Raw genomic sequence first — 22,938 nt, forward strand, 5'->3', positions numbered from 1 at the left:
GAGCCATGCTCGGCTGGGGCGTTACCGGGAAAGCCCCTGCCGAGCATGGCTCGGCACTACCTCACAGCGCTTTGTTCAACGTATACGTCCCATGCACCGAAGCTTCAGCCAGCACATGGCCTTGCATGGCGCGGTACACGTCGGCGGCGGTGAATGCACCGTCGACCGGCAGCCGCTCGACGTCCAGCGCGAAAAGCCGGAAGAAATAGCGGTGCAGGCGTTCGTCATTGAACGGCGGGTACGGGCCATCGTAGCCGTAGTAGGTACCACTCATCTGCGCATTGCCGGCAAACCAGCCGGTGTAATCGTTGATGCCCTGCCGCGCACCGGCCGGGCCAGCCGGCTGCGTCTTGCCATGCGCGGTGAAGCCATCACTGCAGCTGCCGGCAGCGATTTCACGCAGGTCCGCGGGAACATCCACCATCACCCAATGCACGAAGTCGGCACGCGGTTGGTCCAGCGGGATGCTGACGTCCTCACGGCCAACCAGCTCGGCCACCGTCGGCACATCCGGGTCCACGCAGATCAGCGCGAACGAACGCGTGCCAGACGGCACATCGCTCCACGCCAACTGCGGGTTACGGTTGCCTGCGAAGCCATTGGCATCACCAGCGGCAAACTCGGCCACGATCGGCTGGCCGTTCTGAAAACTCTGACTGTCCAGTTTCATCATTGCTCCTTGATCAGGCTTCGGGATAGCCCAGGCGCACGGCGACCGGGGTCAACACTGCAAATTCGGATGCCAGCACCTGTGCGTAATTGCGCCAGTGGCCCGCCGGTACGGTGCCCGGACCAAGGCTGCGTACCAGCGGGAAACGCAGGCCAAAGGCCTGCTCCAACAATGCACCCATCGCCGCCGGGTCATTCACTGCATCGTCGGTGCGGATGATCATGTGCGTGTACAGATCCTGCTCATGCAGCAACGCAACCTGCGCCAATGCACGCGCCAGCCACTGTGCGGCCTCGCTGGACGAGGTCACCGCCAACGGTGCCGGAGCACCCAACGCCAGCCATTCCACCAGCATGTCGCGCGGATCGCGCAGGGCAATGACCAGACGGCCTTCCGGCAGCTGCGGGCGCAGCGCCCACAGCAGCGCGTTGTCCCACCACAGCAGCCAGTCGATGACGTTGCCGTCCTCAATGCCACGCGCAGGCAGCGCTTCGCGCCACTGCTGCACCAATTGCTCCGGGCTGAGCTCGTCATTGGCCAGGCGCTGCAGGGTCAGGAAATTCTGGAAAGCATCCACAGGCGGTGTCGGCCCGAATCGGTCACCGCGCAACACGCGGCTGCCGGCTGCCATCACCGTGGCCACCCGCTCCACGCCCGAACCCGGCGCACCCCACAGGAACATCGGCCGCACCGGGTTGTCGTCGGCGACCTCACCCAGCGCCGGCCATTCGGCCGGTGCGCGCGCCTGCTGCGGCAGCGGCAGGCGGGTGGGTGCCAGTTCCGCGTGCACCTGAAGCCAGGTTGCCAGTGCACCTGCGCGGTCACCGGCGCGGTCCTGGGTGGCGCCCAGCCAGGTGCGCACGGCCGCGCGCGCCTGCTCGGGTGCGTTGTCCACCAGCCCCTGCACATGCGCGACCGCAGCGCTCGGCTCGCGCTGCAGCAGTGCTTCAACAATGCGCTGCTCGCCACTGACCCGGCCCGGCTCAAGCGTAACGATGTGCTGTGCAATCGCTTCGGCCTCTTCGGCCTGATCATTCATGTCATGCAGGCTCATCCGTGCTTCCAGCGCCGGCAGATGCTCAGGCATCTGTGCCAGCCAGCGCTCGACCACGTCCACCGCTTCTTCGCTGCCGACCCGGGCAACCGCCAGACGCGCCATCCATAGGTCGTGGAACTGCGGGTTCGCCTGCACCGCGGCGTCCAGTTCACTGCGGGCCTCCTCGTCGCGGCCCAGGCGCTGCCAGGCCATCAACAGCATCTGCAGCGTGGCACGGTCGCCCGGCACCTGCTGCAGCAACGGGCGCAGGTGCTCCAGCGCCTGCAGCGGTTGGCCGGACACCAGTTCCAGTTCGCCGGCCATGCGACGCAGGCCCGGGGTATCGCCCTCCGCCGTGGCCAGCACTTCGCGCATCATCTCCGCGGCGCGGTCGGCGTGGCCCTGACGCAGGGCCAACTGCACCACCATGCCGCGCAGTGCGTTGTTGCTGGGGTTCAATTCGACCACCCGGCGGAACGCCTGTTCGGCGAAGGCCAACATGTCCTTTTCCAGATAGGCGAAGCCCAGCGCATACAGCACTCGGACATCCTCCGGCAGCCTTGCGCTGGCGGCAGAAAGGATGGCCAGCGCGCGATCGGCGTCACCGCGACGCAGCGCGACCATGCCTTCGATCGCGCCCAGCTCGGCGCTGTCCGGATCCACGCGTGCGGCCATGCGACCCAGGCGGTCGGCCTCGTCGACATCACCACGACCCAGCGCCAGGTGCGCCTGCATCAGGTAGGCGGAGAATTCATTGGGATTGAGCGCGGTGCTACGGTCCAGCGCCTGCCCGGCGGCGTCGATCTGGCGCTGCGCCAACAGCAGGCCGGCGTGCTGCAGATGCAGCGCCGCATCATCCGGGGCCAGGCCCAAGGCTGTTTCCAGGCTGACTTGGGCCTGTTCCAACTGGCCTTGCTGCTGCAACGCCAGCGCCAACCAGCGGTGGGTGGCAGCGTGCTGTGGTTCTGCGCCAACCCATGCCTGGGCCAGGCTCACGGCCTCGTCGGTGGCATTACGGCGCAGGGCTTCAATGATCTTGTCTTGCATGGCTGTCCAGCGTTAGCGCAAACCCGCATTGTAGCGGGCGCAGCCGGGCGCGCCGGGTTCAGGCGACGGCGGCGGCCAGATGCTGCGCCACCCAGCGCTCGGAGAACCCATCACCCCGCAGGTTCTCGATGAAGCCGCAGTGGCCACCCCAGCGCGCGATCTCCAGGTGGGCATTGGCCGGCAGTTGCCAGTGGTCGAAGGTGGTGAAGGGAATCACCGGGTCGTCGGCGGCCATCAGGATGTCGGCCGGCACCTGCAACGCGGCCAGTTTGTTGCCAGCGATGGAGTAACCGTCGAAATACTCCTGCAGCGTGCCGAAATCGGTATGGCGATCGACCAGCCAACCGGTCAGTGCGCGGATATCCAGCTTCAACACGCTGTCGTCGCAGTCGGCCAGCTCGGGGAACAGCGCGCGCTTGCGGCGCAGCGACCCGGTCCATTTGCGGCGGAAATACCAGTCGTACATCGCCGGCCCGCGCTCGATGCTTTCCATCGTGATGGCCGGGTCCAGCACCGGGCACACCGAGGCCACGTGCAGCAGCGGCACACCGGCGGCAGGCGCGTGCAGGGCCAGCCGCAGCACGAAGTTGCCACCCAGCGAATAGCCCGCAGCCACCATTGGCAGGCCGGCAAAGCGCTGCGCAACATCTGCGGCGGCGTTGACCACTTCGCCGATGCGGCAGGAATGGAAGATGCCGGGATTGAGATGATGGGTATTGCCGTGATCACGGAAGTTCAGCCGCACCACATCAAAGCCCTGCTCCAGCAGCCGTGCTGTGGTCATGCGCATGTAGCTGGATTCCGCGCTGCCTTCCCAGCCATGCAGCAGCAACGCCAGCGCCTTGGGCGGAGCGCCCTGCGGACGACTGTGCCAGGCCTGCAGGCGCACGCCGTCACCGCCATCCAGGATCAGCTCCTGGGTCAGCGCCCCGCTGGCGGCCAGCAGCTGCTGGCCACGTCGCAGGCGCAGCCGGCTTGATGCCAGCATCGATTGCAGGTGCGGATTGCGCAGCCAGCGCGGTGGCTGGTAGTTGCAGGCGCTCAGCATGACCGACCCGGCGGGCGTTGACTGCCCAACACAGCGCTGGCCGTGATCCGCATCTTACGGCCCTTCCATCACCGCCACGATGCGCGCGCGCGAGGTCTCGGCGATACGCCGGCGGCCTTCCAGATCCTGGATGGCGATGGGCTCGAGGAAATGCACCTCACCGCGCCGTGCCGGCTCACCCAGCAGACGCAGGAAGTTGCCGGCAAAGCTCTCGCCCGGCCCGAACGCCACCGTGGTCTGCGCGTCGCCGCGCACGCCGTAACGCAGTGCGATCGGCTGCACCGGTACACCAGCCTCGACGGCTGCCTGGAAGATACGTGCGTGGAACGGGCCGACTTCGCGGCCCCCGCGGGTACGCCCTTCCGGGAACACCGCCACCGGCCGCTGTTCCTGCAGTCGCTTGACCATTTCCTCCATCACCCCGCCCAGCGATTCGGTGTTGCCGCGCTGGTGGAAGATGGTGTGGCCACGGCTGGCAACCCAGCCAACCACCGGCCAGCTGGCGATCTCGCGCTTGGCGACGAAGCCGACCATCTTCTGGCTGTGGATCACGCAGATATCGACCCAACCCACATGGTTGGCGACGAACAGCACCGCACCGGGCAGGGGTTGGCCGACCCGCTGCAGGCGGAAGCCGAAGATCCACATCAGGCCCCCCGACCACCAGCGCACCACCCGCTCTTCCAGCGGGTTGCTGGCGGGACCGATACGCCCCAACGGCTGCGTCATCAGCAGCAGGATCAGCGGCAGGAACAGGACAATGTGAACCAGTAGCAGCGGGACGCGGTACAAGTAGCGGAACACGCGGGCCACACCGCCCTGGCGGGCGGGACGGGGGGAAGTCATCCGCGCACGATACCGGATGCGGTCCAGCTTCCGCCAGCACGGGGACCATGTCCCTTGGCATCCCCACAGACGCTGCCAAAGGGTGAGCCGTGCCACACTATCAACAGGAAGTACCGGTCTGCCCGGGTTTTGAGGGTACGCCGGCAACATTCCCGGCATGAAGTGTGTACAACAACACTATCGTTCAGGGGGGACGGCATGATGGACCGGCAGCTGCTGTCATCGACAGAAAACATGCTGCATTTGTTCTCGGCGGCATTGGAGCAGATCGGCAATGGCGTGATTCTGTTCGATGACGCCAACACCATTCTGTATGTCAACCATGCCATGGAAGACATTTCCGGCTGGTCACGCGCTGAACTGCAGGGCAAGAACCTGGGCATACTGGCCCCGGCCAGCATGCGCGAGCGCTACAACACCCGCCTGTATCCGGGTACCAGCAACCGTGTGGAGGAGCTGGTGGCCGACCCGCACGACATCCAGATGATCCGCAAGGACCAGAGCACCTGCTGGATCAGCGTCACCCTGTCGCAGGTTGCCGACGGTGACCGCAACATCCGCATGGTGCTGGTCAGCGACGTCACTGCGCGCCGCCAGGCACAGGCGCGCGAGCGCCTGCTGTCGCTGGGCTTCGATGAAACCCAGAGCGCGGTGCTGATCACCGATGCCGAAGGCCGCATCGTGCATCTGAACAAGGGCTTCCGGCGCCTGTTCGGCTTTCTTGATGCCGAGGCGATGGGACAGTACGTGCCGACACTGCTGGCACTGGACAGCTTTTCGCCCGAGCAGTTGAGCGCCTATACCGCGCGATTGCTGGCAGGGCAGCCAATCCGCGCCGACGAGCGACTTTATCGCAAGAACGGGCAACCCCTGTGGTGTTCGGTCAGCACCAATCCCATCTTCGATGACTACGGCACCCTGGTGAACCTGGTCATCGTGCTGATGGACATCACCCGCACCAAGGTGCACGAAGTCCTGCAGCACAAGATGCTCGATGCGATGGTGCGCGAGGTCCCCACCGCCGAGGTGATGCAGATGATGTGCCTGGAGGTGGAGAAGATCGCCCCGCAGGTACTGTGCTCGGTGCTGCGGGTCGAAGACGGTCGGCTGCGCCACCTGGCCGCCCCCAGCCTGCCCGAGCCCTACATCCGGCTGGTGGACGGCGTGCCGGTGGGCCCCAAGACCGGCGCCTGCGGCACCGCCGCTCACAGCGGCCAGACCGTGGTCAGCCGCGACATCGCCACCGACCCGAACTGGGAAGGCTTTAGACACCTGGCCCTGCAACACGGCCTGGCGGCCTGCTGGTCCACCCCGATCAAGGCCAACGATGGCCGCGTGCTCGGCACCTTCGCCTTCTACTACCGGCAACCACACGACCCTGACAGCTTCCACCATCGCCTGGTCGAGGTGATCGTGCACCTGTGCGCGCTGGCACTGGAGCGCGAGGAAGCGCGCAACCGGATCCGCCGGTTGGCGTTCTACGACGACCTCACCGGCCTGCCCAACCGCAGCTTGCTGCATGCACAGGCCGACCAGGCCATCATCGCCGCCAGCCATCACGGGCAGACAATGGCGGTGATGTTCATCGATCTGGATCGCTTCAAGCAGATCAACGACTCCTTCGGACACCCAGGTGGCGACGAACTGCTGCGTACGGTGGCACGCCGCCTGCAGGAAGAAACCGGACCGATGGACATCGTCGGCCGGCTCTCTGGCGACGAGTTCGTGGTGATCCTCAACCGCTGCGACATACCCACGGCCAGTGAGCGCAGCGAACGCATCCTGCGTACGCTGGGCCTGCCATTGGCGCTGGGCGACCTGGAAATCCGGCCCTCGGCCAGCATCGGCATCAGCATCGTTCCGCACGATGGCAACAACATGGATTCGCTGCTGCACCACGCCGATGTCGCCATGTACCAGGCAAAACACAACGGCCGCAACCGGGTGCGGTTCTACAGCAGCGAGATGGACGAGTGCGCGCAGGAGCGCATGGCGCTGGAAGCGGCCCTGCGCGAAGCGCTTGAACAAGGCCAACTGCAGCTGCACTACCAGCCGCAGATCGAAATCCACAGCGGCCAGCTGCACAGCGTCGAGGCGCTGGCACGCTGGCAGCATCCGCGCCTTGGCAGCGTACCGCCAATACGCTTCATCCCCTTGGCCGAAGAGGCTGGGCTGATCGGCGACCTCGGCCAATGGGCATTGCGCGAAGCCTGCCGGCAACTGGGCCGCTGGCGTCGGGACGGCCTGGATGTGCCGTCGGTGTCGGTGAACCTGTCGCCCACCAATTTCCACAGCGCGGCCTTGCCGGACTGCATCAGCCAGATCCTGCAGCAGGAATCACTGCATGCCAGCGACCTGATCCTGGAGATCACCGAGGACGTATTGCTTGATGGTGACCCGATCACCCTGCAGACACTGCGACAGGTGCATGCACTTGGCGTGCGGCTGTCGATGGACGACTTCGGCACCGGCTATTCCAGCCTCAGCTACCTGCGCCAGCTGCCGATCAGCGAGCTCAAGCTGGACCGCAGCTTCGTGCGCGGCATTGAAGGCGACAAGGTGGCCAGCGCGCTGACCCAGGCCATCGCCCATATCGGCCAGAGCCTGCAGCTGAAGGTGGTGGCGGAAGGTGTCGAAAGCCTGGAGCAACTGAAGCTGCTGGGGGCGCAGGGTTACGAGGTCGCGCAGGGTTTTCATTTCACCCCGGCCTTGCCGGCGCCCGCATTGGAAGAATGGGTGCGCGAGCATCTGCCGGTAGCGGTGTTGGCTTAGCCGAAGGTTGCTGTGGTGCGGGTGCGGAAGCAACAGCAACAACAACAGCAGCAACAGCAAGAGCTACCCCTCCCCGGCCCTCCCCTTCGCTGCGCGAAAGGGAGGGGGTAACGCTGCGCCCCCTCCCTTTGCCGCAGGCAAGGGGAGGGTTGGGGAGGGGTGCTTTTCAGCTCTTAGCGCTTAGCGCTTAGCGCTTAGCGCTTAGCGCTTAGCGCTTGGCTCTTGGCTCTTGGCTCTTGGCTCTCAGCACGTAAGCCCCAACCACTCACCCAACCGCCACAACCGCCAAGGTCAGTCGCGAAATACACACCGGCTTGCCGGCCTCGTCCTCGATGCGGATCTCCCACACCTGGGTGGTGCGGCCAACATGCAGCGCGCGCGCAGTGCCGGTGACCACGCCGCTACGGGCAGCACGCAGATGGTTGGCATTGATCTCCAGGCCGACACATACCTGCTGGGTCGGGTCCACGCAGAGATTGCCGGCGCTGCTGCCCAGCGTCTCGGCCAGCACCACCGAGGCGCCACCGTGCAACAGGCCGTAGGGCTGCTTGGTGCGCGCATCAACCGGCATCGTTGCCTGCAGCCAGTCTTCGCCGGCGGCGGTGAAGACGATGCCCAGGTGATCAATCAACGTGTTGCGGCTCAGCGCGTTGACCAGCGTCAGGTCAACCGGCGCGCGGAATACTTGGCTCATTGCAGCTACCTGTTGGGGAATGGAAGGCTCAGAGAATGGGGACCAGCCCCGCGCCGAACGCGGTCAGCATGCGCACCAGCACCCACTTGGGGCCGACATTCACTTCCGGGAAGTCGCCCACCGCGGTGTAGCAGCTGTGGAAACCCGGGTCCTGCCGGATCAGCGGCTGCGGGCAGTCCGGGCCCGGCTTGAAGGCGTAGTCGGTGGCATAGCGCCAGGGCCAGAAATCCAGGATCGGCAGCGCCTCGGATGCCTTGCCAATGCTGTAGTTCAGGCCGGACAGCACCGGCGGCTTCTCGCGCGGCGCCACCACCCAGGAGTTGTCCGGATGCACGTCGCGCAGGATGCTCTGCGCCAGCTGCTCGGCAAAGGCCGGATCTTCGATGATCACCGCGCCTTCGGTGTTGTAGTTCTCACTGCGCGGATCGAAGTTGTGGGTGCCGATCACGCCGATGCGGCGGTCCACCACCAGCGACTTGGCGTGCAAGCCCATGCGCGCACCGCGGCGGGTCACCGGCAGCGGCCGGTTGACCGCACGCGTGCCAAGGAACGATGGCCGGGTTTCGGTACGCAGCACCTCACGCTCGACCTCGCTGCCGCCGGCGTTCAACCGGCGCCCCGAGCCACTACCACGCACATTGCTGCCAGCCGCGCTGCCGCCGATCACCCGACTGCGTGCTGGTGCTGGCGCAGGCGGCTCACCGTCCAGCGGCGCCGGCAACAGCTGCGCATAATCGATCGGCGCATCCAGCGGGAACGGCTTGTATTCGTAGATGTTGAAGCCCAGCTCACGCATGTTGCGGCGTTTGTACTTGTAGGACAGCGCATAGACGATGGGGTTGTCGGTGGCCGCCAGGCTGTTGGTCGACACCACTACCCGCGGCGGCGCTTCGCGCTTGCGCAGGTTCTTGAACAGCGCCTGCGCGGGCTTGGACAGCACCAGGTAGGGCGTCTGCAACAACACCTCGGTCTGTGCCTGCGAGATCAACGCGTCCAGCCGCGGCTCGGTCACATGCTGGCCATTGAGCGGCTGCGCCTCGCGCTCACGGCGGTGCTTGCGCGGCAGGTCAGCGACATAGCTGACCGCACTCACCGGCAGCGCTGTATCAACAAACGCCTGTTCGATGAACTCCGGGTCCGATGCCTCGGCATTCACCCGCGCAATCCGTTCCGGGCGTCGGAACGTGGCCTCCGGCAAGGCCGGTACGCCCTCGTTCAACAAAGTCTTGCCGACGTCGTTCAGGCGTTCGGCCGGGACACTGCGACGCGCCACCCAGAAAGCCTGGAAGTTGGCCGCCATCTCGCGCGCCTCCGGTCCGGCCACCACCACGTCGCGGTCGCGGAAGTTGTACTCGCTGTCCCAGTCGTAATAGTCGTCCTGGTAGTTGCGGCCACCGACCACGCCGATCACATCGTCGATCACCAGCAGTTTGTTGTGCATGCGCTGGTTGAAGCGGCGGAAGCAGCACAGCACGCTGCCGGCATAGTCGAAGTAATTGAGCTTGGCCTTGCCGAACGTTGGGTTGTAGACGCGCAGCTCGAAGTTGGCATGTGCACCAGACAAGGCACCAAGCATCTGCAGGTCGGAGATCGCCGAAAGCTGGTCGATCAGCACCCGCACCTTGACCCCACGGCGGGCAGCGGCCAGCAGCTCGTCGATCACCAGCCGTGCGCTGTCGTCGGTATCGAAAATATAGGTCTGCAGGTCCACGCTGCGGGTGGCGCTGCGGATCAGGTTCAGCCGCGCTATCAGCGACAGTTCGCCCTCATCGAGGATGGTGGCGTAGTGGCGGGGTGCCTCCACCGTCGATTCGGCGATGGCTTTGCCGCCGAGCGCACGCAGGGGCGAATCCAGCGCACAGCGATCGGGCTGGTCACAGTCCAGCACAGTGGAACGCGCGGCAACGGCAATGCCTTCGGCACGCTCACGCTGCTGATTGGACAGCGAAGCACAACCGCTGGCCAGCAGCAGCGCCAGCACCGGCAGGATACGAAGGACAGCTTTCACTTTTTGGGGGCGCCAACCAGGCGTGTACGCAGTACGAATATCACTCGATCACTCAGGGCCATCTGCCAGCTATCCATGCCATATCGGCCGCGCAGGATGGTACCGCGGCTGACGAGGTCGCAATCATAGCCGGGCCGCGCGCATTCAGGCTTTGCCAGGCGCATCACTTCGGGCCGGCTGATGCCACGGATCGACAAGCGCCCCTGCACGTCGCCGCCGGTTTCGGTCAATCGCGGGTCATAGGGATCGGAGTCGAACTCCACCACCGGGTAGCGCGCCGCATCAAAGAAGTCCTCGCCACGCATCCAGCCGGTATAGCGGGGCTTGTCGGGGATCTCCACGTATTCGCTGTACATGCGCAGCCGGACCTGGTGGCGGCCATCGGGCAGCACCGTGATCCAGCCCTCGAAGCGCGGAAAGACACCCTCCACCTTCTGCCCGAAGCGGGTACGTATTTCAAAACCAAACCGGGAGTGCGCCGTGTCGAAATGCAATGGCTCGGCCGCAAGGGCCGAGCCAGCGAGCATCAACAGGATCAGCAGCAGCCCATACCGCGCCACCGCCATGGGCTCAGGGCCACCAGAATTCAGTCAGCCGGGCAATGCCAGGCTCTATCGCCGCCTCCATCGGCAGTGACAGCACCGCCACCGATGCCGGCGGCATGCCACGGTAATCGCCGGACTGGCCGCTGTGCATCAACGCCACCAGCTGCTCCAGCCCCGGGTTGTGGCCGACCACCAGCAGGCGCTCGACTTCCTTGTGTTCGTCCAGCAGGGCCGCGAGGGTGCCGGGCACCGCATCGTAGATGCGCTCCTCCAGGCGCTGCTCGACGTAGCCGGTACGCTCCAGCACCGCTTCCAGGGTCTCGCGGGTGCGCCGCGCCGGCGAGCACAGCACCCGGTCCGGTACCAACTTGTGTTCCTGTAACCAACGGCCGGCCGCCTCGGCCTCGGCCAGGCCATGCGGTGAGAGGGGCCGGTCGAGATCGGCTTGGCCATTGGCCGCCGGTTCGGCATGGGCATGTCGCAGCAGGATCAATTCACGCATGGTCGGTTAGTACTCCTGATCAGACCTTGTTCAACCACTTGAGCAGCGGCTCCCAGTCCTGCTGGTGCTCGCGTACCTGTGCAGAGTGATAGTCGAACAGGCTGCGCCCAAGCCCGACCATCACCACATAACTCTGGCTGTCGCGCAGCTGCGCGACCACCTCATACGGCCATTCGGCCAGCATCTGCCGGGCCTGTTGCGAGGTCTGCGTCCACGGCTTGGTGCGGTTGAGCACCAGCCCCACCGGCAGCGCCCGCGAATGGATGCGCTTGATCCTGGACAGGCTGTTGAGGAAGCCGACGATGGCCTCGATGTCCAGCGCCGAGGGCAGCACCGGCACCACCACCGCATCGGCGATGTCGATGAAGCGCTCCAGGTCCTCGCCATAGGCACCGGCCGGGGCATCGATGATGACCTGCTCGGCGCCATCGGGAATGAGCTTTTCCCAGTTCTTCTTGCGGTGCACGTCCACCGGCAGCACCGCGCTCTCCAGGCTGGAGCGACGTTGCGCCCAGCGGGTGCTGGAACCCTGCGGGTCGGCATCGGCGATCACCGTTGCCTGGCCGGACAAGGCCGAGTGTGCGGCCAGATGGGTAGCGATGGTGGTCTTGCCGACACCGCCTTTGGAGCCGGCTACCAGAATCGTCTTCATGCACGCCTCGTTTTCGCGGGACTTGCCCGCAGCGTACACCGGCCTGCGTTACCAAAGGTAGTCATCCGGTGAGGACGCCGCCCCGGCAAGGCCTGCGGCTTTGTTATCGTGTCGCCCCCGGCATTGGAACCACCATGAGCGAGCTGCAGGACCTGACCGCACTGATCCGCGCCAACACGCCGCTGATCGTCATCGAAACGCAGGACGAGACCCGCATCGTGGGCCTGTTCCGCGAAGCCTTGATGCATGTGTGGCGGTCCCTGTACCGGTGGTCGATCACCGAGGGCCTGCGCCGCATCGACATGGACCGCGAGGACGAGGCGGTCGGCCCGCCTGATGCCAGCGCGGCCCTGCGCATGATCCAGGAGGCCGACCAGCGCGGCATCTACCTGCTGCTCGATTTCCACCCCTACCTGGGCTACGCCAGCCACCAACGGCTGCTGCGTGACATCATCCAGCGCCGCCACAGCCAGCCGCACGTGGTGGTGCTGGTCGGCGCCAAGGTCGAGCTGCCAGCCGAGCTGGAAGCGCTGGCGACCCGCTTCAACCCACGCCTGCCCGATGCCAACGCACTGCTGAAAATGCTGCGCGAGGAAGCGGCCAGCTACGCCCAGGAGAACGGCGGGCGACGGGTCGAGGTGGACCAGGAGGCGGTGCAGCAGATCCTGCGCAACCTGCGTGGGCTGAGCATGACTGACGCGCGCCGCATCGCCCGCCAGCTGATCTTCGCCGACGGCGCGCTGAAAGCCGACGACCTGCCGCAGCTGGCCAAGCTCAAGTTCGAACTGCTCAACCGCAGCGGCCACCTGCATTACGAATACGACTCGGCCCGTTTCAGCGACGTGGCCGGCGCGCGCCGGCTCAAGCGCTGGATCGAGCAGCGCCGCGCGGTGTTTGTCTCCGGCAATGCCCCGCCCGGGCTGGACCCGCCCAAGGGCATGCTGCTGCTCGGCGTGCAGGGCTGCGGCAAGTCGATGCTGGCCAAGGCCACCGCGGCCGGTTTCGAGGTGCCGCTGCTGCGGCTGGATTTCGGCACGCTGTACAACAAATACCATGGCGAGACCGAGAAGAACCTGCGTGACGCGCTGGCCTCGGCCGAGCAGCTCGCGCCCTGCGTGCTGTGGATAGACGAGGTCGAGAAGGGTCTGGCCAGCAGTGGCGAAGACGGCGGTGTGTCGCGTCGCGTGCTTGGCTACCTGCTGACCTGGATGGCCGAGCGCAAGGCGCCGGTGTTCATCGTCGCCACCGCCAACCAGGTGCAGGAGCTGCCAGCCGAACTGCTGCGCAAGGGCCGCTTCGACGAGATCTTCTTCGTCGACCTGCCCTCGCCCGACACCCGCGTCGAGCTGCTGCACCTGCATCTGGCACGCCGCCAGCTGCAGCCGGACCTGTTCGCCCTCCCCGCCTTGGCCGCAGCCAGCGACGGCTTCTCCGGTGCCGAGATCGAGCAGGCGGTAGTCGCCGGACTGTACGCCGCCCATGCCGAGCAGAAGCCGCTGGACACCGAGCTGCTGATGGCCGAGATCCGCAACACACGACCGCTGTCGGTGCTGATGGCCGAGCAGGTGCAGTCGCTGCGCGACTGGGCGCGCGAGCGCACCGTACCGGCGGATTGAGGTCACTCAAAAACTCAAGCACTGTTGTAGCCCTGGTAAACACAGTGCGCCCGACTACATCGACGTCGCACAGAACCCCGGTTTGTGGGAGCGGCGTAAGCCGCGAAGCACGCAACGCGCCAGATGTCACGGCTACGAACGACTTCAGCACGGTCAGCTTCGCGGCTTACGCCGCTCCCACAAGCAGAACCGTGCCAAGGTAAGTGCGGCGCCCCCGAACAAGCAATCTCACCCACCAGAAACGCGACAGCTCCAAGCGCTGGCAGCACGCACCGAGCTCTCAAAGCCATGAAGCATGCAACACTGCCCCGCAACCAGCTTCTCGTGTGCGCTGCGCTTATCCGGGCTACGGAACTACTGGACTCCAGCACCCCTTGGCGTGACACTCTCGCAAGAATGCCGTAGATACATTGTAATTTTCTTAGGAAACACTTAGGATGAATCACCAACCTAGGAAATAAGCCATGCCAAAGCTCGTCAGTGAAGTAGTTCTTGATGCCCAAACCCTGTTGAACAGTAAAGGCCTGAATGTCGTCACACTAACTTGGCCGGAGTTTTACAAACTAAGCGACCGCGAGCGGATAAAGGATGAATTTATGAGCAAACTCAGCAAGCAACTTAAAGCTGCCAGTCTCCTCATCGCTTACGGAAATGCCACCGTAGTCCTTGCAAAGGATTACAACTTTGCACCCTTGCCGAAAAAGTAGGGCATTAACGATTCGGCAAGGAGTTTTGCGCCCACTCATTCAAACCGAGTCCGCTTCGCGGCCAACTTAGCTCAGGTGACCCCCCCCGGGTGCGCTGCGCTTAACCGGGCCAAGGAACCTGAGGCTGCTGGTCAGGGCGCAGCCACCGACTGCCAATCAACCGGCGGGGCTACCGGCACGCCATAGACTGCAAGCAAACGGCGCATGGCTGGCAGCTCACCCTGTTCTGCAAGCCAGCGGGCGTATTCGGCAGGGCTTACCTTGGCGGCCTTGCTGGTTTCGTCGCCCAGGATGGCTGTGGCTTCAGTGGTGATCCATTGCAGCTCACGCTTGCGTGCCAACCACGGCGCCTGCGCCGGCCCTTGCTCCAGCTCCGCCATGCGCGAAGCCCCATAGTCGGCGAGCAGAAGCGAGCTGCTGTTGGCCATTACATTGAACAGCTGTCGGCACGGCTCCCGCTTTGCTGCATCGGAGATGGTTCCAGGGCAAGCTTTGGACGCTTGCTTCAAATCCGCTGGAAAATGCATCGCAGCGATGCCGAACAAAGTAACGGTCCGCTCCTGTTCAAGATAGCTGCCGCTGTTATGACGCTCCCACTCAGCTGCTTGCGCGGGATCGGCCAGCGGCCAGGGATAGTCGCGCGTGGCCACATCCATGACACCTATCAACGTTGCTGCAGGGTCACGGTAACGCGACGCTTTTGCCACACGCTGCCAGGCGCGCTCCGCCTCGATCGGATCCTTGCGGTGCTCGGCCAAGCGCATCAACAGCAGCTGGCTTCCAGCATCTTCCGCATCCGCGGTCGCAAGCGTGACGCGTGCCTGCTCCACATTGCACTCGTCCACCCGTATGCAGCGGGTAACCGCGGCAGCCGCGATCACCGGATCCTCGCTGCCGGTATGTATCGCACGCATCAACCAAGTATCGGCTTCCGGCGAGTAGCTGGTTTTCCCACGTGCCAGATCCAGGCTCATCGGTGCCAGCAGCCATGCTGCATACAGCTTGCGTGGCTGTCCGCTTGCGGCGAGCTCCCGCCCAAGCTGCAACCGTGCGGTATTACTCGCTTCGATCTGCGCGAGCATCTGCTCCGGCGTGGCCTCAGTCTCTGCCGGTTGCGCAAGCGCGCCAGCCATTGCAGCCATCAAGGCCAAGCCAGTGAACATCAACCAAGGTCTACGCATCCTGCTTCCCTCGTGGTAAAGCATCCAAGCCCACATCCTGACTCAAACCAGCTGGTCCAGCACCCAGACCCAGGCCGGCAACGTGACCAATGACAACACAATGCCATAACCCACCATCGCCGCTGCCAAACGTGGCGCCAGCCGGTGTGAGATGGCCAGCGCGGCGGCGGTAATCATCGTTGGCATCGCGGTTTCCAGCACGTTGACCCGCAGCATTTCCCCCTGCAGGCCAAATGCCCAGGACAGCGGCAACGCCATGGCCGGCAGTACCAGCAGTTTGAGGAGCAGACCAACGCCCAGCGGCGCCAGTTCAGCGCGCGACAAGCGCAGCTGGATGGTCAGGCCCACTGCCAGCATCACCAGCGGCAACATCGCGTCGGACACGTTTTTCAATGCCCCGGCAATCCATGTCGGTGGCGATGCCGGCATCACCAGCAGGGCGAAGATCAATGCCCACAGCGGCGGGAACCGGGCGATGCGCAGCAGGATCTGGCTGGTGCTGGGCGGGGTATCGCCGCTGTAACGCGCCAGCACATACAGGCCGAAGGTCGACAACATCACAAACGTGCCGAACTGGTCGTAGACCACCGCGTACGGCAGGGCGTGGTCACCCAGCAGCGCGCGCACCATCGGGTAGCCGATGAAGCTGGAGTTGCACAACGCCACGCACAGCAGCAACACCGCATGTACCTGCCGCTCGAAACCGAATACGCGAGTGGCCAGGCTTACCAGGGCCAGCGTCAGCAGCATCAGCAGCCACGGCGTCAGCATGATGCCGATCAACGAGGCATCCAGCTGCAGGCGCGGTACATAGGTCAGCACCGCTGCCGGCAGGCAGATGTACAGCACCACCTTGTTGAGCACGTCGGCGGCGTTGTCCGGGAATACCCGGAAGCGTGCGAATACCATGCCCAGCGCGAGCATGGTCAGGATCAGTGCGAAAGCGTCGAATGCCATGGTGCAAGCATGCGCCGGGCTGCCCCGCAGGGGGAATCAGCGCCGGCTCAAAGTCTCCTGTTACGGCATCCGCAGTGGCGCAGAGGCCTCTTACGGGTGCCGCATTACGGCCACGCCGGCGGATTGGCCGCCCACGCCTGCTGTACCTGTGACAGCTGTGTGCGCTCGGCGTCGTTCCACGTCGGCAGCAGCTGCGCATACGCCGAGGTATCGCTCCATTGCCCCGGCTCGGTGCGCACGGCTGCCGCATACCAAGCCACGGCTTCGTCCTTGCGCTCCAGTTTCCACAGCACCAACGCCAGCGTCGGCGGTAGCCACGAGGGGTTGCCACGGGTGCTTTCGGCGGCCTTGCTCCACAGGTTCAGCGCGTCCTGCGCATCGCCGCGACGGTACAGATCCCAGCCGTGGTTCCAACGCAGGCTACGGGCCTGCACGGAGGTATCCGCCACGGCGCCCATGGCCTCGTCATACAGTTTGCCGCCCAGCTCGGCACGCCCATCGCGGTAGGCGATGCTGGCCAGCTGCGCGGTGGCTTCCACGCCCTTGCGGCCGCGCTCGCGCAGCTTCATCAGCTGATCGACCGCATCTGCCTGTTCAGGCGGCACGGCATGGAACGGCTTGGCCGCCACATCGTCATCGAAATAGAACTCGTTGATCCTCGGCAGGCTCTGTGCCTGAACATTTGCAACAAACAAGCCCGCCAGCAGCAGCGCGCCAGCGACCAAGCGCTTTGTAACCCCCATGACTGCAATCCCCATCAAACAGTTATCCCCCACCTGGCCCCGATCCTAACCGCTCCGGGCGCTACGCGCGACGGGTTACAGGGTGATGAAAGCCCCGCTGCTACAATCCGCGGCTGCCACCGGTCCGTCGGTCGGCACCTGCCAGCCGTTTCCGCAATGGGCCAGCCATGACCAGTACCGCCGAACTTACCTCGCCTGCCTCCGCCAACGATCCGCTGATCGGCGTGCGTGACTCCGATTACACCCTGGATCACAAATACACGCGCACCGATGGCCGCATCTACCTGAGTGGCGTGCAAGCCTTGGTACGCCTGCCCTTGATGCAGCAGCAGCGCGACGCCGCGGCCGGGCTGAATACCGGCGGCTTCGTCAGCGGTTACCGCGGCTCGCCGCTGGGCGGCTTCGACCTGGAGCTGTGGCGCGCGCGCAAGCACCTGGAAGCGGCCAAGGTGAAGTTCGTCCCCGGCTTGAACGAAGATCTGGGCGCGACCATGGTCTGGGGCACGCAGCAGACCAACCTCTTCCCCGGCGCCAAGGTCGATGGCGTGTTCGGCATGTGGTACGGCAAGGGCCCGGGCGTGGACCGCTGCGGTGACGTGTTCAAGCATGCCAACGCCGCCGGCGCCTCCAGGCACGGTGGCGTGCTGGCGCTGGCTGCCGACGACCATGCCTGCCGCAGCTCCACCCTGCCCCACGGCAGCGAGGAAGAATTCGTCAGCGCGATGATGCCGGTGCTGAACCCGGCCGGCGTGCAGGACATCCTCGACATGGGCCTGGTCGGCTGGGCGATGAGCCGTTACACCGGCCGCTGGATCGGCTTCAAGACGATTGCCGAAACGGTGGAGTCCTCGGCCTCGGTGGACGTCAACCCGTTCGCCCGCCAGATCATCCTGCCGGAAGATTTCGAGATGCCGGCCGCCGGCCTCAACATCCGCTGGCCGGACCCGCCGATGGAACAGGAAATGCGCCTGCACCGTTATGCGGTCAAGGCAGCGCAGGCTTTCGCCCGCGCCAACGGCATCGACAAGGTGGTGATGGACTCGCCGCAGGCGCGGCTGGGCATCGTCACCACCGGCAAGAGCTACCTGGACGTGCTGCAGGCGCTGGAATACCTGGGTCTGGACGAGAAGGCCTGCGCCGACATCGGCATCCGCGTCTACAAGGTCGGCATGACCTGGCCGCTGGAGCCGCAGGGCATCGGTGAATTCTCCCGCGGCCTGCAAGACATCGTCGTGGTGGAGGAGAAGAAGGCCTTCATCGAGCGGCAGATGAAGGAGTACTTCTACAACTGGCCGGCCAACTGGGGCCCACGTCCGTCCATCGTCGGCAAGTACGACGAACAGGGCGAGTGGATCCTGCCGTCCACCGGCGAGCTGACCCCGGCGACGATTGCCGGCGTGATCGGCCGACGCATCCAACGGTTCTTCAATACCGAGTCGATTGAAGAACGCCTGCGCTGGATGGACGTCAAGGAAGCCGAGATGGCCTTGCCGCGCGCGCAGTTCCCGCGCGTGCCGCATTACTGCTCCGGCTGCCCGCACAACACTTCCACCAAGGTGCCGGAAGGCTCGCGTGCGCTGGCCGGCATCGGCTGCCATTACATGGTGACGTGGATGGACCGCGACACCGACACCTTCACCCACATGGGCGGCGAAGGTGTCACCTGGGCCGGCCAAGCCGCGTTCACCGACGCCGAGCATGTGTTCCAGAACCTCGGCGACGGCACCTATTTCCACAGCGGCTCGCTGGCGATCCGCCAGGCCATCGCCGCTGGCGTCAACATCACCTACAAGATCCTCTACAACGATGCGGTGGCGATGACCGGCGGCCAGCCGGTGGACGGCACCCTGACCGTGCCGCAGATCGCCCATCAGATGCGTTCGGAAGGTGTGCACACCATCGTGCTGCTGTCCGACGACATCCAGAAGTGGAAGTCGCGCCGCCACGAATTCCCCAGCGATGTGGAGTACCACGACCGCGCGGAGCTCGATGCCGTGCAGCAGCAGCTGCGCACGGTGAAGGGCACCAGCATCCTGATCTACGAACAGACCTGCGCCACCGAGAAGCGCCGCCGCCGCAAGCGCGGCAAGATCGTCGACCCGGCCAAGCGCACCATGATCAACTCGCTGGTCTGCGAAGGCTGCGGGGACTGTGGTGAGAAGAGCTTCTGCGTGTCGGTGCTGCCGAAGGAAACCGAATTCGGGCGCAAGCGCGACATCGACCAGTCCAACTGCAACAAGGATTTCACCTGCACGACGGGCTTCTGCCCAAGCTTCGTCACCGTGCACGGCGGCCAGCTGCGCAAGGGCAGCAAGAGCAGCGCCGCCAGCCTGCTCGACAACCTGCCGGCGCCAACCTTCCGCACCGATTTCTCGCAGCCCTGGAACATCCTGATCACCGGCGTCGGCGGCACCGGCGTGGTGACCATCGGCGCGCTGCTCGGCATGGCTGGCCACCTTGAAGGCAAGGGCGCCAGCGTGCTCGACCAGACCGGCCTGGCGCAGAAGGGCGGCGCGGTCACCACCCACATCCGCATCGCCAACCGCCCGGCTGACATCCACGCCGTGCGCATCGCCGCCGGTGAAGCCGACCTGGTGCTGGGCTGCGACATGGTGGTGGTCAACGACTACTGGGCGCTGTCCAAGGTGCGCGGCGAGCGCTCGCAGGTGGTGTTGAACACCTACGAAGCGATGCCGGGCACCTTCACCACGCATCCTGACATGCAGTTCCCGGCCGCCGACATCATTGCCGGGGTGAAGCTGGCACTGGGCGGTCGCGACCCGATCCTGCTCGACGCCACCCAGCTGGCCACCGCTCTGCTTGGTGACGCGATTGCCTCCAACCTGTTCATCCTCGGCTTCGCCTGGCAGCAGGGCCTGGTGCCGCTGTCGCTGGAATCGCTGATGCGTGCAGTGGAGCTCAACGGCGCCGCTGTGACCATGAACCAGACCGCGTTCGCCTGGGGCCGCCTGGCCGCCATCGATCCGCAGGCCGTGCAGCAGGCCGCCGGCCTCATCCACAACGCTCCGACCGATGCCGAGCGCAAGCCGGCCGCGCTGCGTGAACTGCCGCCGGGCGAATGGGAGGGCAACGAAGCCGGCGCACCATCGGCACCGCGCAACCCGGGCAACGAGCCGGACGTGCGTGGCCTTCCCGCCGCGAGCCGGACCAGCGGTGAAGCCGCGTTCGCATCGCTGGACGATGCGCACCTGTCGCGTTCGCTGGACGAGTTGATCGCCCGTCGCAGCAGCTTCCTCACCGACTACCAGGACGCTGCTTACGCCAATCGCTATCGCACGCTGATCGATGCCGTGCGCAGCGCCGAGCAGCAAGCCATCCCGGGCAGCACCGCATTGAGCGAAGCCGCCGCGCGCTACTTCTTCAAGCTGATGGCCTACAAGGACGAATACGAAGTGGCCCGCCTGTACACCAGCGGCGACTTCGCCAAGCGCGTGGCAGAGAAGTTCGAAGGCGACTACCAGGTGCGTTTCCATCTGGCACCGCCGCTGTTCGCCAAGCGCGACGAACAGGGCCAGCTGCAGAAGAAAGAATACGGCCCGTGGATGTTCAAGGCCTTCGGCCTGCTGGCCAAGTTCAAGGGCCTGCGCGGCGGCCGCTTCGACGTGTTCGGTTACACCGAGGAACGTCGCGGCGAGCGTCAGTTGATCCGTGACTACGAGAAGACCTTGCAGGAACTGATCAACGGCCTGGATGCGCGCCGGCTGGCACTGGCCGTGGACATCGCCAGCATCCCCGAGCACATCCGCGGCTACGGCCACGTCAAGGAAGCGCACCTGCACGAAGCCAAGGCGCGCGAGGCGACGCTGCTGGCAACGTGGCGCAACCCGAAGGCCCTGCATATCGTGCAGGCGGCCTGAGAAGGCAATGGATACGTTGCTTATGCGCAATGCAACCTATAAGTTGCATTGCGCAAATGAAACCTATACGTTGCATTTCCCATAGGCAAGGTATAGCTTGCCTATATCGCCTTACGGATGCCCGATATGAGCGGCAACAACCATCCCATCCGTGCCGCCCATCAGCTGGGGCCGTTGATGCGGGCATTCCGCAAACAGGCAGGTCTCAGCCAGGCACAGCTCGCCGAACGCCTTGGCATCACCCGCCAAGCGATCACTGCGCTGGAACGCGAACCCGAAGCGGCCACCTTTGAACGCTTGATGCGGGTGTGGGCCGAACTCGGTCTGGAATTTTCCCTGCAACCGCGTCCACAGGACGCCTCATCCACCACCATGGAGTGGTGAGCCATGAGCGAGCTGCGCGTGTGGATGAACGGCGCAGAGGTGGCCTCCTGGCAGGAGCACACGCGCACGGGGCCACGGCTGACCTATCTGCCCTCGTGGCTGGCATCCGAACAGCCTCGTCCACTGTCATTGTCATTGCCGCTGCTTCCCAAAGGTGAAAGCCACCGTGGCCAAGTAGTCACGGATTATTTTGACAACCTGTTGCCTGACAACGAAAACATCCGCAAGCGCATCCGCGATCGCTTCGGGCTGCAATCGGCAGACACGTTCGATCTGCTGCAGGAGATTGGTCGCGATTGCGTGGGCGCCGTACAGCTGCTTGCTCCTGGCCAAACGCCGGACGACGTCCACGGTATTCACGCTCTGCCGCTCAGCGATGGCCAGGTAGGCGACCGCCTGCAGATGGTCACCAGCGCCGCGTTGCCAGGGCAACATGTAGATGACGAGTTCCGCATCTCCATCGCCGGCGCCCAGGAAAAAACCGCCTTCCTTTGGCACGACGGGCAATGGTGCATACCCACCGGCAGCACACCGAGCACGCATATCTTCAAGCTGCCACTGGGTCTGGTCGGCAATATGCGGGCGGACATGCATGCATCAGTCGAGAATGAATGGCTGTGCATGCAATTGCTGGCTGCGTTCGGCATTCCCGTCGCCAACACGTCGATGGGGCAGTTTGGCGAGCAGCGTGCATTGATCGTCGAACGCTTCGACCGACGTCTGGCCCGCGATGGCCGATGGTGGCTGCGCCTGCCGCAGGAAGACATGTGCCAAGCCTTTGGGCTGCCATCCATGCGCAAGTACGAAAGCGACGGCGGCCCGGGCATCGTGCAGATCATGGAGCTGCTACGCCAGTCCGTGCAGCCTCAGGACCGCGCGACCTTCTTCAAGACCCAGATCCTGTTCTGGTTGCTGGCCGCAACCGATGGCCATGCCAAGAATTTCAGCATCCATATTGAAGCTGCAGGCCGCTTCCGGCTGACGCCCGCCTATGACGTGCTTTCGGTGTATCCGATCCTTGGCAGCGGCCCCAACCAGTTGGCTCCGAAGCGTACAGCATTGGCGATGTCGGTAGCAGGCAAGAATCGGCACCGCCAATTGCTGCGCATACGCCGTCGCCATTGGAACCAGACCGCACGTGCATGTAGCGTCGCCGAGGGCGCAGAACCATGGATCGCGGAACTGCTTGAACGTATAGAGCCCGCGATCAATGCCGTGCAGGCGCTGTTGCCTGCTGGCTTTCCGGAGCATGTGGCGACGTCGATTTTTGACGGCCTGCGGCAGGCAGGGGCGCGGCTGGCGGAGATGCCGGAGAACGATTGAAGCTCGATTCAGCAGGCGAGCATTCAACCACTCGACTGCAAGGAGCAAAGAAGTGGAAGGCAGCGTGAGCTGATAAGCAAAGCCGCAGCGTGACGATATACGTGAATCTGTAGCCGTCAGCTGGAGCCGAACTCTCACAGCGAAATCTGCTCTAAAACCTGACTCTGGATTGGCCCCGGTTTTCGATTCAATGTCCGCTTTTGGCCGAGGCTGTGTAAAAACTCCCGGGCGCGGTACTGCCGACGACGATGCAGCCAGTTTGAGCAACCAGCACTGCAGCAAAAGAACGTGATGCTCAGGCTGCGATGGCCCGCACCATGCCCTCGGTG

The 22,938-nt window shown here is 64.7% G+C and carries 19 protein-coding genes; 6 read left to right on the forward strand and 13 right to left on the reverse strand.

Annotated features, from left to right (window positions below; all coding sequences use genetic code 11):
* Positions 1 to 61: 61 nt before the first annotated feature.
* The 4 genes from QMX78_RS11435 to QMX78_RS11450 are packed head-to-tail and all read right to left on the reverse strand — an operon-like array spanning position 62 to position 4,647.
* Positions 62 to 670: a YbhB/YbcL family Raf kinase inhibitor-like protein gene (locus QMX78_RS11435; protein ID WP_282269573.1), complete on the reverse strand. Its 609-nt coding sequence runs from the start codon at positions 668 to 670 to the stop codon at positions 62 to 64.
* Between the two features lie 13 nt (positions 671 to 683).
* Positions 684 to 2,753, reverse strand: coding sequence for a tetratricopeptide repeat protein (locus QMX78_RS11440; protein WP_282269578.1), 2,070 nt, complete (start codon positions 2,751 to 2,753; stop codon positions 684 to 686).
* Positions 2,754 to 2,811: 58 nt separating this feature from the next.
* Positions 2,812 to 3,798 carry an alpha/beta fold hydrolase gene (locus QMX78_RS11445; protein ID WP_282269609.1) on the reverse strand — a complete coding sequence of 329 codons (987 nt, stop codon included), beginning with the start codon at positions 3,796 to 3,798 and terminating at the stop codon, positions 2,812 to 2,814.
* A 57-nt stretch (positions 3,799 to 3,855) separates the two neighbouring features.
* A complete protein-coding gene (locus QMX78_RS11450; protein ID WP_282269579.1) occupies positions 3,856 to 4,647 on the reverse strand; it encodes a lysophospholipid acyltransferase family protein in 792 nt (263 codons plus the stop codon).
* 234 nt (positions 4,648 to 4,881) lie between these two features.
* Here QMX78_RS11450 and QMX78_RS11455 point away from each other — a divergent pair, with 234 nt between their 5' ends.
* Complete coding sequence (locus QMX78_RS11455; protein WP_282269580.1) at positions 4,882 to 7,419, forward strand: EAL domain-containing protein; 2,538 nt, start codon at positions 4,882 to 4,884, stop codon at positions 7,417 to 7,419.
* 265 nt (positions 7,420 to 7,684) lie between these two features.
* Here the strand turns inward: QMX78_RS11455 and QMX78_RS11460 are convergent, their stop codons facing one another.
* Genes QMX78_RS11460 through QMX78_RS11480 form a run of 5 tightly spaced genes read right to left on the reverse strand, consistent with a single transcriptional unit; the run spans position 7,685 to position 11,820 of the window.
* Positions 7,685 to 8,113 (reverse strand): hotdog fold thioesterase, encoded by a 429-nt coding sequence (locus QMX78_RS11460; RefSeq protein WP_282269582.1) that lies wholly within the window; start codon positions 8,111 to 8,113, stop codon positions 7,685 to 7,687.
* A 28-nt stretch (positions 8,114 to 8,141) separates the two neighbouring features.
* Positions 8,142 to 10,121 carry a phospholipase D family protein gene (locus QMX78_RS11465; protein WP_282269584.1) on the reverse strand — a complete coding sequence of 660 codons (1,980 nt, stop codon included), beginning with the start codon at positions 10,119 to 10,121 and terminating at the stop codon, positions 8,142 to 8,144.
* Positions 10,118 to 10,687: a YceI family protein gene (locus tag QMX78_RS11470; protein WP_282269586.1), complete on the reverse strand. Its 570-nt coding sequence runs from the start codon at positions 10,685 to 10,687 to the stop codon at positions 10,118 to 10,120. The genes QMX78_RS11465 and QMX78_RS11470 overlap by 4 nt, the downstream gene beginning before the upstream one ends.
* A gap of 4 nt (positions 10,688 to 10,691) precedes the next feature.
* Positions 10,692 to 11,168, reverse strand: a complete 477-nt coding sequence (locus QMX78_RS11475; RefSeq protein ID WP_282269588.1) for a histidine phosphatase family protein — start codon at positions 11,166 to 11,168, stop codon at positions 10,692 to 10,694.
* Between the two features lie 19 nt (positions 11,169 to 11,187).
* Positions 11,188 to 11,820, reverse strand: a complete 633-nt coding sequence (locus QMX78_RS11480; RefSeq protein WP_282269590.1) for a ParA family protein — start codon at positions 11,818 to 11,820, stop codon at positions 11,188 to 11,190.
* A 134-nt stretch (positions 11,821 to 11,954) separates the two neighbouring features.
* On the opposite strand from QMX78_RS11480, the gene QMX78_RS11485 reads away from it, so the two are divergent.
* Both QMX78_RS11485 and QMX78_RS11490 read left to right on the forward strand, forming a co-directional pair.
* Positions 11,955 to 13,436, forward strand: coding sequence for an AAA family ATPase (locus QMX78_RS11485; protein WP_282269592.1), 1,482 nt, complete (start codon positions 11,955 to 11,957; stop codon positions 13,434 to 13,436).
* A 464-nt stretch (positions 13,437 to 13,900) separates the two neighbouring features.
* Positions 13,901 to 14,143, forward strand: a complete 243-nt coding sequence (locus QMX78_RS11490) for a hypothetical protein (protein ID WP_282269594.1) — start codon at positions 13,901 to 13,903, stop codon at positions 14,141 to 14,143.
* A gap of 131 nt (positions 14,144 to 14,274) precedes the next feature.
* Here the strand turns inward: QMX78_RS11490 and QMX78_RS11495 are convergent, their stop codons facing one another.
* The 3 genes from QMX78_RS11495 to QMX78_RS11505 all read right to left on the reverse strand — a co-directional run bounded on the left by QMX78_RS11495 (position 14,275) and on the right by QMX78_RS11505 (position 17,024).
* Positions 14,275 to 15,324 carry a hypothetical protein gene (locus QMX78_RS11495; protein WP_282269596.1) on the reverse strand — a complete coding sequence of 350 codons (1,050 nt, stop codon included), beginning with the start codon at positions 15,322 to 15,324 and terminating at the stop codon, positions 14,275 to 14,277.
* Between the two features lie 42 nt (positions 15,325 to 15,366).
* Positions 15,367 to 16,281 carry an AEC family transporter gene (locus QMX78_RS11500; RefSeq protein ID WP_282269598.1) on the reverse strand — a complete coding sequence of 305 codons (915 nt, stop codon included), beginning with the start codon at positions 16,279 to 16,281 and terminating at the stop codon, positions 15,367 to 15,369.
* Positions 16,282 to 16,385: 104 nt separating this feature from the next.
* The gene (locus QMX78_RS11505) at positions 16,386 to 17,024 is read right to left on the reverse strand and encodes a tetratricopeptide repeat protein (RefSeq protein WP_282269600.1); all 639 of its coding nucleotides are present in this window, start codon (positions 17,022 to 17,024) and stop codon (positions 16,386 to 16,388) included.
* A gap of 167 nt (positions 17,025 to 17,191) precedes the next feature.
* Here QMX78_RS11505 and QMX78_RS11510 point away from each other — a divergent pair, with 167 nt between their 5' ends.
* The 3 genes from QMX78_RS11510 (at position 17,192) to QMX78_RS11520 (ending at position 22,609) form a co-directional block, all read left to right on the forward strand.
* On the forward strand, positions 17,192 to 20,902 hold the full coding sequence (locus tag QMX78_RS11510; RefSeq protein ID WP_282269602.1) for an indolepyruvate ferredoxin oxidoreductase family protein: 3,711 nt from the start codon (positions 17,192 to 17,194) through the stop codon (positions 20,900 to 20,902).
* A 126-nt stretch (positions 20,903 to 21,028) separates the two neighbouring features.
* Positions 21,029 to 21,286 carry a helix-turn-helix domain-containing protein gene (locus tag QMX78_RS11515; RefSeq protein WP_282269604.1) on the forward strand — a complete coding sequence of 86 codons (258 nt, stop codon included), beginning with the start codon at positions 21,029 to 21,031 and terminating at the stop codon, positions 21,284 to 21,286.
* A gap of 3 nt (positions 21,287 to 21,289) precedes the next feature.
* The gene (locus QMX78_RS11520) at positions 21,290 to 22,609 is read left to right on the forward strand and encodes a type II toxin-antitoxin system HipA family toxin (RefSeq protein ID WP_282269605.1); all 1,320 of its coding nucleotides are present in this window, start codon (positions 21,290 to 21,292) and stop codon (positions 22,607 to 22,609) included.
* Positions 22,610 to 22,743: 134 nt separating this feature from the next.
* Here the strand turns inward: QMX78_RS11520 and QMX78_RS11525 are convergent.
* Positions 22,744 to 22,938, reverse strand: a 195-nt coding sequence (locus tag QMX78_RS11525; protein ID WP_282269607.1) for a hypothetical protein, incomplete at its 5' end; no start/stop codon positions are given.

The sequence above is a fragment of the Stenotrophomonas sp. PS02298 genome, assembly GCF_029959445.1.
Classification (GTDB): Bacteria; Pseudomonadota; Gammaproteobacteria; order Xanthomonadales; family Xanthomonadaceae; genus Stenotrophomonas.